This window comes from Curvibacter gracilis ATCC BAA-807 (genome assembly GCF_000518645.1).
Classification (GTDB): domain Bacteria; phylum Pseudomonadota; class Gammaproteobacteria; order Burkholderiales; family Burkholderiaceae_C; genus Curvibacter; species Curvibacter gracilis.
In genome coordinates this window covers 53,196-68,898 of the sequence record NZ_JADZ01000023.1, presented here as the reverse complement: position 1 = coordinate 68,898, position 15,703 = coordinate 53,196, and the positions used below count along the sequence as shown (strand labels likewise).

The window sequence follows — 15,703 nt, the reverse complement described above, 5'->3', positions numbered from 1 at the left end:
CATTGTCAGCGATCAGGGGGTGCCAGGTGCGGGCGTGCGCCCATGTCCTGCAGTTCGCTGGCCAATACGTAGCGGGCCCGGCCGCTCTGCTTGGCCTGGTAGAGCGCGGCGTCGGCCGCGTTGATCAGGCGGTGGGCCTGGTGGGCGTGGGCCTTGCCATCGGGCACCCAGGCGGCCACGCCGATGCTCAGCGTCAGCCGGTTGCTGGTCGGTGAGGCGGCGTGCGGAATGTTCTCGGTGCGGATGCGTTCCAGGCAGCGCTGGGCCACCTCGCGGGCGCCCTCGAGTGCGATACCGGGCAGCAGCAGCACGAACTCTTCGCCGCCATAGCGGGCCACCACCTCGCCCGAGCGCCGGAAATCGGCATTCAGCACCTGGGCCACCCGGCGCAGGCAGTCGTCGCCGGCCAGGTGGCCGTAGTGGTCGTTGTAGAGCTTGAAGTGGTCGATGTCGACCAGCAGCAGGGCCAGGGGCTGTTCATGGCGCGCGCAGCGCTGCCACTCGGCCGTCAAGGCCTCGTCAAAGCTGCGTCGGTTGTGCAGGCCGGTCAGGCCGTCGGTGGCCGACAGGGTGGCCAGCAACTGGTTGGCATGGGCCAGTTGCTGCTCCTTGAGCACCAGTTCGGTCACGTCCACGTGCACACCCACCGTCATCTTCTCGGCGGTCTTGCGCTCGTGCACCCGGAACCAGCGCCCATCGTGCATGGGCACCAGCATGGCGGCGCCAGGTTGGCGGTGCGAGGCCAGGCGCTGGGCGGCCCAGTCTTCCGCCGTCTCGCCGCTTTGCGGGGCTTGCCCGAAGTGCTGGTGGGCCACCGAATAGTCCATCAGTTCTTCAAAGGTGCGGCCAGGCTGCAGCAGGTGCGCCAGCCCGCTGTACATCACCCGGTACTGGGTGTTGCACAGGAGCAGGCGGTCGTCGGTGTCGTACACCGCCAGCCCCTCGGGCAGGGCCTCCAGGGCATCCATCAACAGCTGGCGCGCCCGCTGGCCCTCGCGCTGGGCCTGTTCAAGCGCTTCGCGCTGCTTCACCTGTTCGGTCATGTCCAGCCGGATGGCCACCACATAGCCCTCGGGCGTGCGGGTCTCGTAGGCCTGCACCCAGCGTCCCCCCGACAGCTGCTGAAGAAAGCTGCGGCTGCTCATGCTGGCCCGGCTCTGCAGGCGCTGCGCCAGCCACTGCTCCTCCTGGCCCACGGCCTCGACCACCGTGTGGTGGCGCAGGCTCTCGGCGGCCATGTCGGCAAAGGGCCGGCCCACCGAGCGGGGGTAGTCCATGTGCGGGAACATGTTCTGCAGCGCCCGGTTGTAGATCACCAGGTGGTCCTGCTCGTCAAAGATCTCCAGCGCGGCAGGCAGTGCGTCCAGGGCCCGCACCAGCAGGCGGCGCGCCTGCTGGGCATCGCTGCGCGCCTCCTGCAAGGCCTGCTGCTGGCGCACGAAGTCGGTCACGTTGGTGCGCAGACCGATCAGGCCGCCGTCTGGCGTGCGGCATTCGTTCACCCGCACCCAGCGGTTGCCGGCCAGGCCCTGCAGAAAGTCCTGGCGCAGGCTCTGGTGTTGGTGGAGGCGTTGGCGCACCCACTGGTCTTCGTTGCCCACGGCCTCCACCACCTCACCGGCGGCCGCGGCGGCGCGCAGGATGTGCTCGAAGGGCACGCCCGGCTGCAGCAAAGGGGCCACCGCCGGGTTCATGCTGCGGTAGCGGTCGCTGGCCAGCACCAGCCGGTCATCGGCATCGAACAAGGCCACCGCGTCGGGAAAGCAGCGCAACGCGCCTTCCAGGCGTTCGCTGCGCGCCTGGGCGGCCTGGAGTTCGGCCTGCTGCCGCAGGCTGTGCTCGTGCACGAGGCGCAGGTGCTGCCACAGCCACATCAGGCCGACCAGGGGCAGCACCATGGCCAGCACGCACAGGGTGAGGCCGGCCGCATCGTGCTCCAGCGCCAGCAGCCAGGCCGATCGGGCCAGTGCCACCAGGACCAGCAAGGCCCCGGTCGCACACAGGATCAAGGGCCTGCCCAGGCGGTGGACGGGGGTGTCGGGCGCAGGGGCGGGGCTGGGGGGCGAGGGCATGGCGTGAGGGGGCTGTTGGCTCAGTCTAGGGGTTTTGTCATTAATTGTTACAAAAATCCAGATGGGGAGGCTTCGACTGGGCGCCCCGAGGCCGTCTGTCGGCAGGGTTGGTGCGAATTGCCTACACTGCCAAGCCTCACCGACCCGAACCTCACTCATCACCTGGAGAGTTTCATGCTGCCTGACGATCTGAAGACTGAATTCGATGCCTTGCTGCCTGCCGGCCAAACCGGCGTGGCAGGTCCCAGTCGACGCACCGCGCTGCAGGCCGCGCTGGGCCTCGGGATGGGTTACGCCGCGGCGGCGCAGCCGCTGCAGGCACAGACGGCCATCCACACCACCGCCGAAGGCCTGGAGGCCGGGCGCGTGAGCATCGACGCCAACGGCTTCGCCCTGTCGGCCTACCGCGCGGCCCCCACCGGCAAGACCCACCTGCCTGTGGTGCTGGTGGTGCAGGAGATCTTCGGGGTGCACGAGTACATCGCCGATGTTTGCCGCCGCTTTGCACGCCATGGCTACCTGGCCATCGCGCCCGAGCTGTACAGCCGCCAGGGCGACGCCTCCAAGTACACCGACATGGCCCGCCTGATGAGCGAGCTGGTGTCCAAGGTGCCCGATGCCCAGGTGCTGTCCGATCTGGACGCCACCCTGAAATGGGCGGGCGCCAATGGGGGCAACCTCGACAAGACGGCCATCACGGGTTTTTGCTGGGGTGGGCGCATCACCAGGTTGTACGCCTCGCATGCGCCCGTCAAGGCGGCCGTGGCCTGGTACGGCCGCCTGGTGGGCCAGCCCAGCGAGCTCACGCCGCAGCACCCGATCGACCGGGTGGCCGGCCTCAAGGCCCCGGTGCTGGGTCTGTACGGTGGCGCCGACACCGGCATCCCGCAAGACACGGTGGAGCGCATGAAGACCGCGCTGGCGGCCGGCCCGGAGGCCGCCCGCGCCTCGCAGTTCGTGGTCTACCCCGACACGCCGCACGCCTTCCATGCCGACTACCGCCCCAGCTACCGCAAGGAAGCGGCCGAAGACGGCTGGAAACGCACCCTGGAATGGTTCAAACAGCACGGGGTGGCCTGAACCCGGCCGGCCCAGCCGCTAAACTGCCCCATTGGCCTGCCGGGCCTGGGCAAGCGGTTTGCCTGATGCGGCAGGCCCGCTCCTGATGTGGGGGCCCCGGCCGCGGCCGGCCTGCCCGCCCGACGATTGCTTATGACTTTGCTACAAATCATCCTGGCCACCCTGACTGCCGGCATCGGCAGTGTCTGGGTGGCCGCTTTTCTGATGCGTGCCGGCGTGGACTCGGGGCGCGGCGGCATCAATGCCCAGCACCTGCTGAGCCTGGCAGCCGGCGCCTTGCTGGCCACCGCCTTCATGCACCTGCTGCCCGAGGCCTTTGAAGGCCAGGCCAGCCCGCATGCCTTGTTTGCCACCCTGCTGATCGGGGTGGTGTTCTTTTTCCTGCTCGACAAGGCCGAACTCTGGCACCACGGGCATGAGCATGGGCACGGTCATGACCATGACCATGACCATGACCATGACCATGACCATGACCATGACCATGACCATGACCATGACCATGACCACGGTCATGTTCATGGTTCAGCGGCGGCACTCACAGGCCATGGTCATGCGCACGGCGCTGGCCAGGCTCAAGCGCATCCTCCGCATCAGCATGAGGGCCACGCCCATGCCCATGCCCATGCCCATGCCCATGCCCATGCCCATGCCCACACCCAGGAGCCTGGCCCCAGCCTGTCGGGCGGCTGGTCGCTGATCACGGGCGACAGCGTGCACTGCTTCGGCGACGGCATCCTGATCGCCTCGGCCTTTGTGGCCGACCCGCGCCTGGGCCTGGTGTCGGCACTGGCCGTGCTGGCCCACGAGGTGCCGCACCACATGGGCGACCTGGTGGTGCTGCGGCGCGCCAGCCGCAACCGGCGCCTGGCGCTGATGAAGGTCTCGCTGGCGGGGGCCGTGACCGCGCTCGGCGGGCTGGTGGGTTTCTTCCTGGTCGAACAGCTGGAAGACCTGCTGCCGTACTTTCTGACCGTGGCCTCCAGCAGCTTCATCTATGTGGCCCTGGCCGACCTGATCCCGCAGTTGCAGAAGCGCCTCACGGCGCGCCAGACCCTGGCGCAGGTGTTCTGGCTGGCCCTGGGTATCGTGCTGGTGACCTGGGCCAGCGGGCTGGCCCACACCCATTGAAGCATCAATCCGGCTTGATGTTGCCGGCGCGGATGGCCTTGTCGTAGCGGGCGCGTTCGTTGTGCAGCAGGGTGGCGAAGGCTTCGGCGCTGCCGGGCTCGACCTCGCCGCCGGCGGCGCTGAGTTTGTCGCGCACGTCTTTCTGGGCCAGGGCCTTCTGCAGGGCGGCATTCAGCTGGGCCAGCACGGGCTTGGGTGTGGCGGCCGGGGCCAGCAGGCCGTACCAGACCGAGGCTTCAAAGCCGGCAAAGCCCGATTCGGCCAGGGTGGGGGCTTCGGGGAACAGGCTGCTGCGCTTGGCACTCATCACGGCCAACACCTTGAGCCGGCCGGCGCGCACCTGGGCCACGGCTTCGAGCGCGTTGACCGCCACCATGGGCAGTTGGCCGCCCACCACATCGGTGATGGCCGGGCCGCCGCCGCGGTAGGGCACATGGGCCAGTTGCACGCCGGCGGCGCGCTCGAACAGCTCCACCGCCAGGTGCGGGGTCGAGCCATTGCCCGGGGTGGCGTAGTTCACGCTGCCGGGCTTGTCCTTGGCCGTTTTCAGCAACTGGGCCAGGCTGTCGATGCCGGCCGTCGGGTTCACCGCCAGCACCACCGGCACGCGCCCGATCAGGCCCACCGGGGCCAGGTCGCGCTCGGCGTCAAAGGGGGCCGGTTGGTACAGCGCCATGTTGGCCGCCAGCGCGTTGGCGGCCACCAGCAGGTTGTAGCCATCGGCCGGGCTGTCGATCACCGACTTGATGGCGATGTTGCTGCCCGCGCCGGGCTTGTTGTCGACGATCACCGGCTGGCCCAGCACCGTGGACATGGCCTGGCCCACGGTGCGGCCCACGATGTCCACCGCACCGCCTGCCGGGTAGCCCACCACGAAGTGCACAGGCTTGGCCGGATACCCGGCCTGGGCCTGCACGCTTGAGCCGCATGAAAAAACCGCCAGGGCCCCTGCGGTCTGCAGGAGGGCCTGGCGGCGGGTGGGGGTTGCGGCGCCCGCGCGGGCTTGGCGTTCGGTCATGTTCGGGTCTCCAACGGTTGTTGTGGCCGCGATTCTAGGCAGAACGCCCGCCCAGGACAGGCAGGTTGGCGAGCTTTACGCGGCGGCAAAGGCCATGGTGCCTGCTGCGGTGTTGGAGATCGGGATGTGGTAGTTGGTGTGCACCTTGCGCACCTGGCCCGGCACGGCGGCGCGGGTGGCCAGCCACATCAGCAACTCCACGCCCTGGGTGCCGGTCTTCTCGACCAGTTCGGGGATGCTGAACTGGGTGGCCCATTCGGGGTCGTTGAACAGGCTGTCCATGAACTTCAGGTCGAAGGGCTTGTTGATGAAGCCGGCGCGCTCGCCGTCGAGCTGGTGGCTCAGGCCACCGGTGCCGATCACCACCACCTTCTTGTCGCTGTCCCAGCTGGCGATGGCCTGGCCCACCGCCTTGCCCAGGGCCAGGCAGCGCTTGGCACTCGGCAGGGGGAACTGCACGGTGTTGATGCAGATCGGCACCGTCAGCACCGGGCACTCGCCCTCGGGCCAGAACAGTTTCAGCGGCAGGGTGAAGGCGTGGTCCACCAGCATTTCCTGGCAGGTGGTGATGTCGAACTCCTGCTCGACCAGGTGGTTGATGATGTGCCACGACAGGTCGGGCACCCCCTTGAAGGGCGGCAGCGTGGGGATGCCCCAGCCTTCGTCGGCGTTGTTGTACTGCGGCGCGGCCCCCACGGCGAAGGTGGGCATCTTGTCGAGGAAGAAGTTCAGGCCGTGGTCGTTGTAGAACACCACCGCGATGTCGGGCTTGACGTCGTCCAGCCACTGGCGAACCGGCAGAAAGCCGTCAAAAAAGGGCTTCCAGTAGGGTTCGTTCTGAATGCCCTTGGCCATGGCGCCGCCGATCGCGGGCACGTGGGAAGTGGTCATGCCACCAACAATCTTTGCCATTTTGTTTCTCCGTTGTCGTCGTTATCGTGCTTGTGGGGGGCGGCTCAGGCGGCCAGGGTGTCGGGTTGCTGGTTCTGCGCCAGCAGCATGGCCTTGAAGGCGTCCTTGCTCATGCCGGTCTGGGCGGCGCCCAGGTCTTGCACATCCAGGCCCAGGATGCCGGCGAACTTGGCCAGGTAGTACACATTGCCGCCGGCCGCCAGCAGGCCCAGCACGTCGCGTTCACGGATGGCCCGGGCCTGTTCCTCGTTCAGGCCGTAGGCGGCCATGTAGGCGGCTTCGTCGGCCTTGAAGGCGTTGCGCTGGTCGGCGCTGTTGAACGAGAAGCACATCTTGTTCAGGGCGTAGCCTTTCTGGGCCTGGTCGCCGTCGAACAAGGTGGTGCCCGGGATCTGGGGCTTGGTGGCGGTCATCGGGGTCTCCTGCGGTTGATCTGTGTCAGGGGCGGAGTATTCCGGGGCCATTGCCAAAGATAAACAGATGGATACTCATACATCTCATGAATAAATTTGATTGGTTGAGTCTGGACGCCCGCCTGCTGCAACTGCTGGTCACGGTGCAGGAGGCTGGCAGCGTGACCGGTGCCGCCCAGCGCCTGGGCCTGACCCAGTCGGCGGTCAGCCACGGCCTGGACCGGCTGCGCGCCATCGTGGGCGATCCGCTGTTCGTCAAGTCGGGGCGCGGCATCGTGGCCACGGCCCAGGCGGGCCTGCTGGCGCAGCGGGCCCGCCACCTGCTCGATGAACTGGAGGCCTTCAGCGTGGCCGCCGGCTTTGAGCCGGCCCGGCTCAACACCTGTTTCACCATCGCGGCCAACGACCTGCAGCGCGACCTGCTGCTGCCGCCCCTGCTGCGCCGCCTGCGCGAGCAGGCCCCGGGCGTCACTCTGCGGGTGATCAAGTCGGGCGCACCCGGCCCGGCCTTGCTGCGCGACGAGGTGTGCCAGCTGATCATCACGCCGCGCCCGCCCGAGGGCTCGGACATCCTGCAAAAACGCCTGTTCGAAGACCGCTACGCCGTGTTCTACGACCCCGGCCAGCGGGCCGCCCCGGCCAGCCGCGAGGCCTATCTGGGCGCCGACCACGTGACCGTGCTGTACGAGCCGCGCCGCACGCTGGACATCGACCAGTGGATGCTGGCCCAGGGCCTGGAGCGCCGCTTCGTGGCCAGCGTGCCGGGCATGGCCGCGCTGGGCTCGATGCTGCGCGGCAGCGACTGGCTGGCCACCGCGCCTTCGCTGCTGGCGCGCCACAGCCTGCGGGGCCTGGCCATGGCCCCGGTGCCCCTGGTCACACCGCCCATGCCCATGTACCAGGTGTGGCACCTGCGCCACCACAGCGACCCGGTGCACCAGTGGCTGCGCCACGCGCTGGACGACGTGGCCCGCGCTGTTCAACCCGATGGCGTGGCGCCTGCGCCGCCTTGAGCCTGTTGGCGGTAGGCGCGGGGCGACTGGCCGGTGTGGCGCTTGAAGAAGCGGCAGAAGTAGGCCGGGTCTTCAAAGCCCAGGTCGAAGGCGATGCGCTGCACGGGCGCGGCGATGTGCACCAGCCGGCGGCAGGCCTCGCGTGCCAGGCGGGCGTGCAGCAGCTCTTGCGCGTTGCGCCCGGTTTCGGCCGCCACCATGCGGTTCAGCCGTTCGGTGGACAGGCCCAGTTGCTCGGCATAGCGCGACACCGGCCAGTGCTCGCGGTAGTGCGACTCCAGCAGCACCACCCAACGTGTGTACAGCGCCTGGCGGCGTGAAGGCCGGCTCTCGCCGTGAGGGCTGTCAGCCTCGGGCAGGCCGCGCTGACCCAGTTGGGCCAGGCGCCAGACCACGGCCCGGGCCAGCCACAGGGGCACGGGCGCCTCGGCGGCGTCGTCGGCGCTGTTTTCGGCGTGCAGGGCCTCGAACAGGGGCTGCAGGCGGGATACGTCGGGCGAACCCGCCTCCAGCGGCAGGGTGCGCGGGCGGGCGAACAGCTGCTGCAGGGCCTGGCCCATGCCGGCGGCCTCGCCCTCGGCCAGCAGGTGGGCGTTGACGGTCAGCACATGGCCGTCGCTGTCGGACGAGAAACGGAAGGCGTGCGCCACGCCGGGGGGGATGAGCACCGCCGTGGGGCCTTCGCAGCGACTGCGACTTTCGTCCAAGACCACCTCGGCCCAGCCCGAGCGCAGCCACAGCACCTGGTGCAAACCCTGATGCACATGGGCATCGATCTCCCAGTCGTACAGCCGGCTGCGCGACTCGATGGATTCAATGTGCAGCAAGGCTGCGCCGGGGCTGCCGGCTTCGCCATAGAGCGCAAACGCGGGCAGGGTGTTGAAGCGGCGGCGCACCGGCTGGGGGGATCGGGGCGAGTGGGGCATGTCAGGCAGGGTGCGTCAAAAGTGCAAGTATTGGCCGGCTTTCGTCCACTGCGCTTTGCCCTGGGTCAAAACAGAATTCAGCCCAGCCCCACAGCGGGTGCCCCAGGAGACAACATGAGCTTCAGTTTCGACCCCTATTCGCCGGCCATCGATGCCGATCCCTTTCCGTACTACAAGATCCTGCGTGATGAACACCCCTGCTTCTGGAGCCCCGAGGCCCAGATGTGGGTGCTGTCGCGCTACGCCGACATCGTGACGGCGGGCCAGGACTGGCAGACCTATTCCTCGGCCAGCGGCAACCTCATGACCGAGTTGCCCGGCCGCGCCGGCGCCACCCTGGGCAGCTCCGATCCACCGCGCCATGACCGCCTGCGCGGCCTGATCCAGCATGCCTTCATGAAGCGCAACCTGCTGGCGCTTGACGAGCCCATCCGTGCCGTGGCGCGCCAAGTGTTCGGCCAGCTGCGCGGGGTGGAGCGCTTTGACTTCAAGGAGGTGTCCTCGCAGTTCACCGTCAAGGTGCTGATGGCGGCCCTGGGCCTGCCCATGGGCGACGAGGCCATCGTCGACGAGCAGACCGTGCGCGACAACGCCGTGCTGATGGTGCAGAGCGACGCCCGCACCCGCACCAAGGGCCCCGAGCACATCGCGGCCTACAACTGGATGCAGGAGTACGCCTCCAAGGTGATCGCCATGCGCCGCGCCGAGCCGCGCGACGACCTGATCAGCCACTTCGCCATGGCCGAGATCGACGGCGACCGCCTGGACGAGCGCGAGGTGCTGCTGACCACCACCACGCTGATCATGGCCGGTGTCGAATCGCTGGGCGGCTTCATGATGATGTTTGCCTACAACCTGGCCAGCTTCGATGAGGCGCGCCGCGCCGTGGTGGCCAACCCGGCCCTGCTGCCCGATGCCGTCGAAGAGTCGCTGCGCTTCAACACCTCGGCCCAGCGCTTCCGCCGCCGCCTGATGAAGGACGTGACCCTGCATGGCCAGACCATGAAGACCGGCGACTTCGTCTGCCTGGCCTATGGGTCGGGCAACCGCGACGAGCGCCAGTACCCCAACCCCGATGCCTACGACATCACACGCAAGCCACGCGGCCACCTGGGCTTTGGCGGCGGCGTGCATGCCTGCCTGGGCACGGCGATCGCGCGCCTGGCCATCAAGACCGCGTTCGAGGAGTTCCACCAGGTGGTGCCCGAGTACCACCGCATGCAGGACCAACTGGCCTGGATGCCGTCGTCCACCTTCCGCAGCCCCCTGGTGCTGGACCTGAGCACCCGCTGAACCTGGAGCCCCACCCATGACCACACTCACCTACATCGAAGCCTCGGGCCAACGCACCGACGTGGACGTTCCCGACGGCTGGAGCCTGATGCAGGCCGCCATCGCCAACGGCATCGACGGCATCCTGGGCGAATGCGGCGGCTCCTGCGCCTGTGCCACCTGCCACTGCTACGTGGACGATCTGCTGATGGCCGCCTTGCCTGCGCCCAGCGCCAGCGAGCTCGACATGCTGGACAACGTGTCCGCCGAGCGGCGCCCCAACAGCCGCCTGGCCTGCCAGATCAAGGCCAGCCCGGCCCTGGCCGGCGGCAGCCTGAGCCTGCCCGAGACGCAGGAATGAGCGGCCTGCCCGACACCGCCCCGCAAGACCCCGGGGCGCACATCGTCATCATCGGGGCCGGCCAGGCCGGCCTGATGGCGGCCGAGGCCCTGCGCAGCGGCGGCAGCAGCGCCGCCATCACCCTGCTGGGCGACGAGCCGCATGCGCCTTACCACCGCCCGCCGCTGTCCAAGGCCTGGCTGGCCGGCGAGGTGGATGCGGCCCAGTTGCTGATGCGGGCGCCCGAGATGCTGGCGCGCAAGCAGATCACCCTGCGCACCGGCAGCCCGGTGCAGGCCATCGACCGCGCGGCACAGCAGGTGCGGCTGGCCGATGGCAGCGCGCTGCCCTACACCGGCCTGGTGCTGGCCACCGGCGCCACGCCGCGGCGCCTGCCCTTGCCCGGCGCCGAGGCGGCCAATGTGCTGACCCTGCGCAGCCGAGACGACGCCGTGGCCATCGCCACCGGGCTGGCCCGTTGCCAGGCCGAGGGTCTGCCCCTGGTGGTGATCGGCGGCGGCTTCATCGGCCTGGAGGTGGCGGCCACGGCGCGCAAGAAGGGCGTGGCCGTGACCGTGCTTGAAGCCGCGCCGCGCCTGCTGGGCCGGGTGCTGAGCCCGCAATTGTCCGACTGGTATGCCGCACTGCACCGCAGCCACGGGGTGGCGCTGGAACTGGGCGCCGCCATCGAGCGTCTGGTGGTGCAAGACGGCCAGGCCCGGGCCGTGCAACTGGCCGATGGCCGCGAGCTGCCCTGCGGTCTGGTGGTGCTGGGTGTGGGCGTGCAGCCCAACGATGCCCTGGCCCGCGAGGCCGGCCTGGCGGTGGACCGCGGCATTGTGGTGGACGCCTGCGGGCGCACCGCCGATCCGCTGATCGTGGCGGCGGGCGATTGTGCCGCGCGCCGCCTGCCGGACGGCCGGCTGCTGCGCCTGGAGTCGGTGCAGAACGCCTCCGAGCAGGGCAAGTCGGCGGCGGCGGCCCTGCTGGGGCAGGACCGGCCCTTCACCGCCACGCCCTGGTTCTGGTCCGACCAGTACGACCGCAAGCTGCAGATGGCCGGCCTGTCGGAGGGCGCCGACCAGGCGGTGCTGCGCGGCAGCCTGGACGAGGGCCCGTTCTCGGTCTTCCAGTACCGCGCCGGGCGCCTGGTGGCGGTGGACTCGGTGAACGCCGCCAAGGACCACCTGACGGCGCGCAAGCTGCTCGACGCGGGCGTGTCGCCCACGCCTGAGCAGGCGGCTGACCCGGGCTTCAACCTGGCTGGGTTGTTGGCGGGCTGATGACGGGCTAGTGGTGCCCTGATGGCGCCCTGCGTCGGCAGGGCCCCAGCAAGGGCGTCAGCAGGTGCGTCCGGCCACACCGGACTTCTGTCGCGTGGGTGAGTGCGGGTTGTGACCCGAGGTCTAGGATGCCCTGGTCAGCCAACCAGGAGGCCTAGCTCATGACGCAAGACTTCGACGTTCTCATCATCGGCGCCGGCATCTCCGGCCTGGGCGCGGCCTGCCATCTGCGCCAACGCTTCCCCGACCGTTCCTTCTGCCTTCTTGAGGCCATGCCAGGCTTTGGCGGCACCTGGTGGACCCACCGCTACCCGGGTGCGCGCTCCGACAGTGACCTGTTCACCTATGGCTATGGCTTCAAACCCTGGACAGGGCGCGCCATCGCAAGCGCCGAAGAGATCCGAGCCTACCTGGACGAGGTGATCGCAGAGAACGACCTGGCCCCGCACATCCGCTACGGCCACAAGGTCCAGTCGGCCATCTGGTCGTCCGACACCCACCGATGGACGCTCACCGTGACCCGCGAGGGGGCCGACGAAAGCCAGACCTTCACCACCGCCTTTCTCTGGATCTGTGCGGGCTACTACGACCACGAGCAGGGCCACACCCCGGACTGGCCCACGCTCAAGGACTTCCAGGGGCAGGTGGTGCACCCCCAGCATTGGCCGCAGGATTTGTCCTGCGAGGACCGGCGCGTGGTGGTCATCGGCTCAGGGGCCACGGCCGCCACCCTGATCCCCAGCCTGGCAAACGAGGCGGCCCACGTCACGATGCTGCAGCGCTCGCCCACCTTCTTCGCGGCCGAGCCCTGGGAGCACCCGCTGGCGGCGCAACTGCGCCCGCTCCATCTGCCTGATGCCTGGTTTCACGAGATCATGCGCCGGGCCTTCGTGGCCAGATCGGACGAGGTGATTCGGCTGTCGTTTGAGCAGCCCGAGGCCTTGCGTGCCCTGCTGCTCGACGATGTGCGGGCGCGGCTGCCCGAGGGTTACGACCTGGATCGGCACTTCAACCCGCGCTACCGCCCCTGGCAGCAACGCATTGCCAAGGTACCGGATGGGGATCTGTTCCAGGCCATCCGCTCGGGCCGGGCCTCGGTGGTCACCGACACGATCGAGCGCTTCGATGTGCAGGGCATTCAGCTGGCCAGCGGTGAGCGTCTGGATGCCGACCTCATCGTCACCGCCACGGGCTTCAATCTCAAGTTGTTCGGGGGCATCCGCTTCGAGGTCGACGGGGTGCCTGTGGATTGGCGCGAGCGCGTCACCTACCGCGGCCTGATGATCGAAGGGGTGCCCAACATGGCCTACACCCAGGGCTACTTCCGCTCCAGCTGGACGCTGCGGGCCGACCTGGTGTGCGACTGGGTGTGCCGCCTGCTGGCCCACCTGCGCGAGCAGGGCCATGCCATGGTGGTCCCCACCGTGCCGGAGGCCGACGCCGGCATGCCACGCCGGCCCTGGAGCGAGGCCGACAACTTCAACGCGGGTTATGTCATGCGCGCGCAGGCCACCCTGTTCGGCCAGGGGGATCGCCACCCGTGGCGGCACGGCCTGGAGTACGCCGAGGAGCGTGTCATCCTGCCCGGGGCGTCGCTGCGGGACGAGGCGCTGGTCTACCGCTGAGCCCTCACTCCGGTGTGATCCCCGCCTTGCGCACCACCTCGCCCCAGTGCGTGATCTCCTGGCCCAGCAACTGGGCCAGTTCGGCCGGCGTGCCGGCCTGGGGGGTGACGCCCAGCTTGCGCAGGCCGTCCTGCACCTCGGGCTGGGCGACGGCTTCGCGGGCGGCCCAGGCAATGCGGGCCACGGTGCTGGCCGGTGTGCCGGCGGGGGCGGCCAGGGCGTTCCAGCTGTCCACCTCGTAGTTGGCCAGGCCCTGCTCCTTGACGGTGGGCACCTGGGGCAGGCCGGCAAAGCGCTTGGGGCCGGTGACGGCCAGCAGGCGCAGCGCCTGGCCGCTCACCTGGGGCAGCAGGGGGCTGAGGATCTCGAAGCCCACGTCCACCTCGCCGGCGCGCAGCGCATTGATCAGCGCGGGCGAGCCCTTGTAGGGCACCACCGTGGCCTCGATGCCGGCGCGCCACTTGAACAGCTCGGCCGCCAGGTGCTGGGTGCTGCCCGGGGCGATGCTGCCCAGCGTCAGGCGCCCGGGTTGGGCCCGGGCGTAGGCCAGCAGATCGGCCAGGTTCTTGAAACGCGAGTTGGCCGGCACCGCCAGCGCCAGGTCAAAAAAGCCCAGCGTGCTGATGGGGGCCAACTGGCGCGTCACATCGTAGGGCAGCTTCTTGAACAGGTGCACGCTCACCGCGCTGGCATTGCTCATCAGCAGCAGGGTGTGGCCGTCGGCCGGTGCATTCACCACCAGGCTGGTGGCCACCACGCCGCCGGCGCCGGGGCGGTTGTCGATCACCACGGGCTGCTTGAGCAGCGTGCCCATGGCCTGGCCCACGATGCGCGCCGTCAGGTCGGCCACGCCCCCGGCACCAAAGGGCACCAGCAGCGTGATGGGGCGCTGCGGAAAGGCCGCGCCCTCGGCACGGGCGCCGGTGGCGCCCAGCAGGGCCAGGGCCGGCAGGGCGGCCAGGTGTTGCAGGCAGTGGCGTCGGCTGGGCCTCATGCCGTGAACTCTTCGGTGTCGATCTCGACCTGGTTGCCGGCGTTGTAGCGCGGGCCCTTCACGGTGTGGCGGTTGATCAGTTCGTCCAGCCGGGCCATCTGGGCCGGGCTCAGCGTGACCTGCAGGGCGCCCAGGTCTTCTTCCAGGTGGTCGATGCGGGTGGTGCCCGGGATGGGGATGATGTGCTCGCCGCGCTGCAGCAGCCAGGCCAGGGCCAGTTGCGCCAGGGTGCAGCCGGCGGCCTGCGCCACCTCGGCCACGCCGTCGAGCAGGGCCAGATTGGCCGCGTAGTTGTCGGGGGCAAAGCGCGGCATGGCGCGGCGGATGTCCTTGGCGTCAAAAGTGGCCACATCGCGCACCTTGCCGGTCAGGTAGCCGCGCGCCACGGGGCTGAAGGCCACAAAGGCGGCGCCGATGTCGCGGCAGGCCTGCAGCACGGCGATCTCGGGATTGCGGGTCCACAGCGAGTACTCGGTCTGCACGGCGCTGATCGGATGCACCGCATGGGCCTTGAGCAGGGTGCTGGCCGAGACCTCGCTGAGGCCGATGGCGCGCACCTTGCCGGCGCGCACCAGATCGGCCAGCGCCCCCACCGAGTCTTCGATGGGCACCTGCTTGTCCCAGCGGTGCAGGTAGTACAGGTCGATCACATCGGTCTGCAGGCGCTTCAGGCTGGCCTCGCAACTGGCGCGCAGGGTCTCGGGGCGGCCGTCGATGACGCGCTTCATGCCCTCAGGGAACTGCACCCCCTGCATGCCGCACTTGCTGGCCAGGATGAACTTGCTGCGGTGCTTGGCCAGCACCTGGCCGACCAGGGTTTCATTGGCGCCAAAACCGTACAGCGCGGCGGTGTCGAACAGGGTCACGCCCAGGTCGAGCGCGCGCAGCAGCAGGCGTTCGGCGTCGTCAAAGGCGGGCGGCTGGCCGTAGGCATGGCTGAGGTTCATGCAGCCCAGGCCGATGGGGCTGACCTGGAAGGGGCCGATGGAGCGGGTGGTCATAAAAATCCTTTCAGAAAGCCGATTTGGCCTTGCATCCCCCATGGGGAGAGTGCGTCAATACAATGATTTCTTTGCCAGGAGACTCATGCCATGAACACTTCGACTCCCAAGCCTTTGGCGCCAGTGTCTGTGGCCGATGCTGACGGTCTGCCTGCGCAAGCTCACGAAAAATGGTTTCAGCAGCAAGTCAAGCAGGCCCTCGACTTGGCTGACGATCCTGCAACGGAATGGATCACCCAGGAGCAGGCACAGGCCGACTGGGCCCTGCAGCGGGCTGCCATTGCGGCCAAGCCACGCTTGGCGATGACCGAATCTGAGAGGCTGGAGCATCCTGGAAATTCCGGATGAGAATCTTCTGGCTGCCCAGAGCGGTGCAAGACCGGCAGGCACAATTGGACTATATCGCTCAGCGCAATCCCCATGCCGCCCTGAAGCAGGGTGACCACCTGGAGGGGCAGATCCAGCTGTTGTTGCAACACCCGTTGATGGGGCGTCCCGGCCGGGTGCCGGGAACCCGGGAACTGGTGATCAGCAAGACCCCCTTTGTGCTTGTCTATCGGTATCACGATAGCCCGGCAGCGGCTGGAAATGCTCCGTCTGCTGCACGGTTCGCAACAGTGGCCGCC

15 protein-coding genes and 1 pseudogene are annotated in these 15,703 nt (G+C 68.8%); 9 read left to right on the top strand and 7 right to left on the bottom strand.

Going from position 1 to position 15,703, the window contains the following annotated elements; genetic code table 11:
* Positions 1 to 5: 5 nt before the first annotated feature.
* Positions 6 to 2,072 carry a sensor domain-containing diguanylate cyclase gene (locus tag L880_RS32675; RefSeq protein ID WP_051443385.1) on the bottom strand — a complete coding sequence of 689 codons (2,067 nt, stop codon included), beginning with the start codon at positions 2,070 to 2,072 and terminating at the stop codon, positions 6 to 8.
* 174 nt (positions 2,073 to 2,246) lie between these two features.
* Here L880_RS32675 and L880_RS0117265 point away from each other — a divergent pair, with 174 nt between their 5' ends.
* Together L880_RS0117265 and L880_RS0117260 are read left to right on the top strand one after the other, a co-directional pair.
* Positions 2,247 to 3,152 (top strand): dienelactone hydrolase family protein, encoded by a 906-nt coding sequence (locus L880_RS0117265; protein WP_027476739.1) that lies wholly within the window; start codon positions 2,247 to 2,249, stop codon positions 3,150 to 3,152.
* 132 nt (positions 3,153 to 3,284) lie between these two features.
* On the top strand, positions 3,285 to 4,280 hold the full coding sequence (locus L880_RS0117260) for a ZIP family metal transporter (RefSeq protein ID WP_027476738.1): 996 nt from the start codon (positions 3,285 to 3,287) through the stop codon (positions 4,278 to 4,280).
* A 4-nt stretch (positions 4,281 to 4,284) separates the two neighbouring features.
* Here L880_RS0117260 and L880_RS0117255 read toward each other — a convergent pair whose 3' ends face one another.
* The 3 genes from L880_RS0117255 to L880_RS0117245 form a co-directional block, all read right to left on the bottom strand.
* Complete coding sequence (locus L880_RS0117255; RefSeq protein WP_027476737.1) at positions 4,285 to 5,298, bottom strand: Bug family tripartite tricarboxylate transporter substrate binding protein; 1,014 nt, start codon at positions 5,296 to 5,298, stop codon at positions 4,285 to 4,287.
* A 75-nt stretch (positions 5,299 to 5,373) separates the two neighbouring features.
* Entirely contained in the window at positions 5,374 to 6,210 is an 837-nt protein-coding gene (locus L880_RS0117250; RefSeq protein ID WP_027476736.1) for a class III extradiol dioxygenase family protein, read from the bottom strand.
* 44 nt (positions 6,211 to 6,254) lie between these two features.
* Positions 6,255 to 6,623 carry a protocatechuate 4,5-dioxygenase subunit alpha gene (locus L880_RS0117245; protein ID WP_019575094.1) on the bottom strand — a complete coding sequence of 123 codons (369 nt, stop codon included), beginning with the start codon at positions 6,621 to 6,623 and terminating at the stop codon, positions 6,255 to 6,257.
* An 86-nt stretch (positions 6,624 to 6,709) separates the two neighbouring features.
* Here L880_RS0117245 and L880_RS0117240 point away from each other — a divergent pair, with 86 nt between their 5' ends.
* Positions 6,710 to 7,636 (top strand): LysR family transcriptional regulator, encoded by a 927-nt coding sequence (locus L880_RS0117240; RefSeq protein WP_031255072.1) that lies wholly within the window; start codon positions 6,710 to 6,712, stop codon positions 7,634 to 7,636.
* Here the strand turns inward: L880_RS0117240 and L880_RS0117235 are convergent.
* On the bottom strand, positions 7,603 to 8,562 hold the full coding sequence (locus L880_RS0117235) for a helix-turn-helix domain-containing protein (RefSeq protein WP_051443384.1): 960 nt from the start codon (positions 8,560 to 8,562) through the stop codon (positions 7,603 to 7,605). The genes L880_RS0117240 and L880_RS0117235 overlap by 34 nt on opposite strands.
* A 114-nt stretch (positions 8,563 to 8,676) precedes the next feature.
* Here L880_RS0117235 and L880_RS0117230 point away from each other — a divergent pair, with 114 nt between their 5' ends.
* The 4 genes from L880_RS0117230 to L880_RS0117215 all read left to right on the top strand — a co-directional run bounded on the left by L880_RS0117230 (position 8,677) and on the right by L880_RS0117215 (position 13,082).
* The gene (locus L880_RS0117230) at positions 8,677 to 9,855 is read left to right on the top strand and encodes a cytochrome P450 (protein WP_019575091.1); all 1,179 of its coding nucleotides are present in this window, start codon (positions 8,677 to 8,679) and stop codon (positions 9,853 to 9,855) included.
* A 16-nt stretch (positions 9,856 to 9,871) separates the two neighbouring features.
* Positions 9,872 to 10,195, top strand: a complete 324-nt coding sequence (locus L880_RS0117225) for a 2Fe-2S iron-sulfur cluster-binding protein (RefSeq protein ID WP_027476734.1) — start codon at positions 9,872 to 9,874, stop codon at positions 10,193 to 10,195.
* Positions 10,192 to 11,457 carry an NAD(P)/FAD-dependent oxidoreductase gene (locus L880_RS0117220; RefSeq protein ID WP_027476733.1) on the top strand — a complete coding sequence of 422 codons (1,266 nt, stop codon included), beginning with the start codon at positions 10,192 to 10,194 and terminating at the stop codon, positions 11,455 to 11,457. The genes L880_RS0117225 and L880_RS0117220 overlap by 4 nt, the downstream gene beginning before the upstream one ends.
* A 161-nt stretch (positions 11,458 to 11,618) precedes the next feature.
* The gene (locus L880_RS0117215; protein ID WP_027476732.1) at positions 11,619 to 13,082 is read left to right on the top strand and encodes a flavin-containing monooxygenase; all 1,464 of its coding nucleotides are present in this window, start codon (positions 11,619 to 11,621) and stop codon (positions 13,080 to 13,082) included.
* A 4-nt stretch (positions 13,083 to 13,086) separates the two neighbouring features.
* Here the strand turns inward: L880_RS0117215 and L880_RS0117210 are convergent, their stop codons facing one another.
* On the bottom strand, positions 13,087 to 14,076 hold the full coding sequence (locus L880_RS0117210; RefSeq protein WP_027476731.1) for a Bug family tripartite tricarboxylate transporter substrate binding protein: 990 nt from the start codon (positions 14,074 to 14,076) through the stop codon (positions 13,087 to 13,089).
* Positions 14,073 to 15,077 carry an aldo/keto reductase gene (locus L880_RS0117205; protein WP_027476730.1) on the bottom strand — a complete coding sequence of 335 codons (1,005 nt, stop codon included), beginning with the start codon at positions 15,075 to 15,077 and terminating at the stop codon, positions 14,073 to 14,075. The genes L880_RS0117210 and L880_RS0117205 overlap by 4 nt, the downstream gene beginning before the upstream one ends.
* Positions 15,078 to 15,167: 90 nt before the next feature.
* On the opposite strand from L880_RS0117205, the gene L880_RS32670 reads away from it, so the two are divergent.
* Positions 15,168 to 15,425, top strand: coding sequence for a hypothetical protein (locus tag L880_RS32670; protein WP_157462937.1), 258 nt, complete (start codon positions 15,168 to 15,170; stop codon positions 15,423 to 15,425).
* A pseudogene (locus L880_RS36430) lies at positions 15,422 to 15,586 on the top strand (type II toxin-antitoxin system RelE/ParE family toxin); the annotation flags it as partial. The gene L880_RS32670 and the pseudogene L880_RS36430, both read left to right, overlap by 4 nt.
* Positions 15,587 to 15,703: the final 117 nt, after the last annotated feature.

Excerpts from the sequence above, each read along its gene's own strand:
- L880_RS32675 (WP_051443385.1), bottom strand. The coding sequence starts at position 2,072 with ATGCCCTCGCCCCCCAGCCCCGCCCCTGCGCCCGACACCCCCGTCCAC.
- L880_RS0117265 (WP_027476739.1), top strand. The coding sequence starts at position 2,247 with ATGCTGCCTGACGATCTGAAGACTGAATTCGATGCCTTGCTGCCTGCC.
- L880_RS0117260 (WP_027476738.1), top strand. The coding sequence starts at position 3,285 with ATGACTTTGCTACAAATCATCCTGGCCACCCTGACTGCCGGCATCGGC.
- L880_RS0117255 (WP_027476737.1), bottom strand. The coding sequence starts at position 5,298 with ATGACCGAACGCCAAGCCCGCGCGGGCGCCGCAACCCCCACCCGCCGC.
- L880_RS0117250 (WP_027476736.1), bottom strand. The coding sequence starts at position 6,210 with ATGGCAAAGATTGTTGGTGGCATGACCACTTCCCACGTGCCCGCGATC.
- L880_RS0117245 (WP_019575094.1), bottom strand. The coding sequence starts at position 6,623 with ATGACCGCCACCAAGCCCCAGATCCCGGGCACCACCTTGTTCGACGGC.
- L880_RS0117240 (WP_031255072.1), top strand. The coding sequence starts at position 6,710 with ATGAATAAATTTGATTGGTTGAGTCTGGACGCCCGCCTGCTGCAACTG.
- L880_RS0117235 (WP_051443384.1), bottom strand. The coding sequence starts at position 8,562 with ATGCCCCACTCGCCCCGATCCCCCCAGCCGGTGCGCCGCCGCTTCAAC.
- L880_RS0117230 (WP_019575091.1), top strand. The coding sequence starts at position 8,677 with ATGAGCTTCAGTTTCGACCCCTATTCGCCGGCCATCGATGCCGATCCC.
- L880_RS0117225 (WP_027476734.1), top strand. The coding sequence starts at position 9,872 with ATGACCACACTCACCTACATCGAAGCCTCGGGCCAACGCACCGACGTG.
- L880_RS0117220 (WP_027476733.1), top strand. The coding sequence starts at position 10,192 with ATGAGCGGCCTGCCCGACACCGCCCCGCAAGACCCCGGGGCGCACATC.
- L880_RS0117215 (WP_027476732.1), top strand. The coding sequence starts at position 11,619 with ATGACGCAAGACTTCGACGTTCTCATCATCGGCGCCGGCATCTCCGGC.
- L880_RS0117210 (WP_027476731.1), bottom strand. The coding sequence starts at position 14,076 with ATGAGGCCCAGCCGACGCCACTGCCTGCAACACCTGGCCGCCCTGCCG.
- L880_RS0117205 (WP_027476730.1), bottom strand. The coding sequence starts at position 15,077 with ATGACCACCCGCTCCATCGGCCCCTTCCAGGTCAGCCCCATCGGCCTG.
- L880_RS32670 (WP_157462937.1), top strand. The coding sequence starts at position 15,168 with ATGAACACTTCGACTCCCAAGCCTTTGGCGCCAGTGTCTGTGGCCGAT.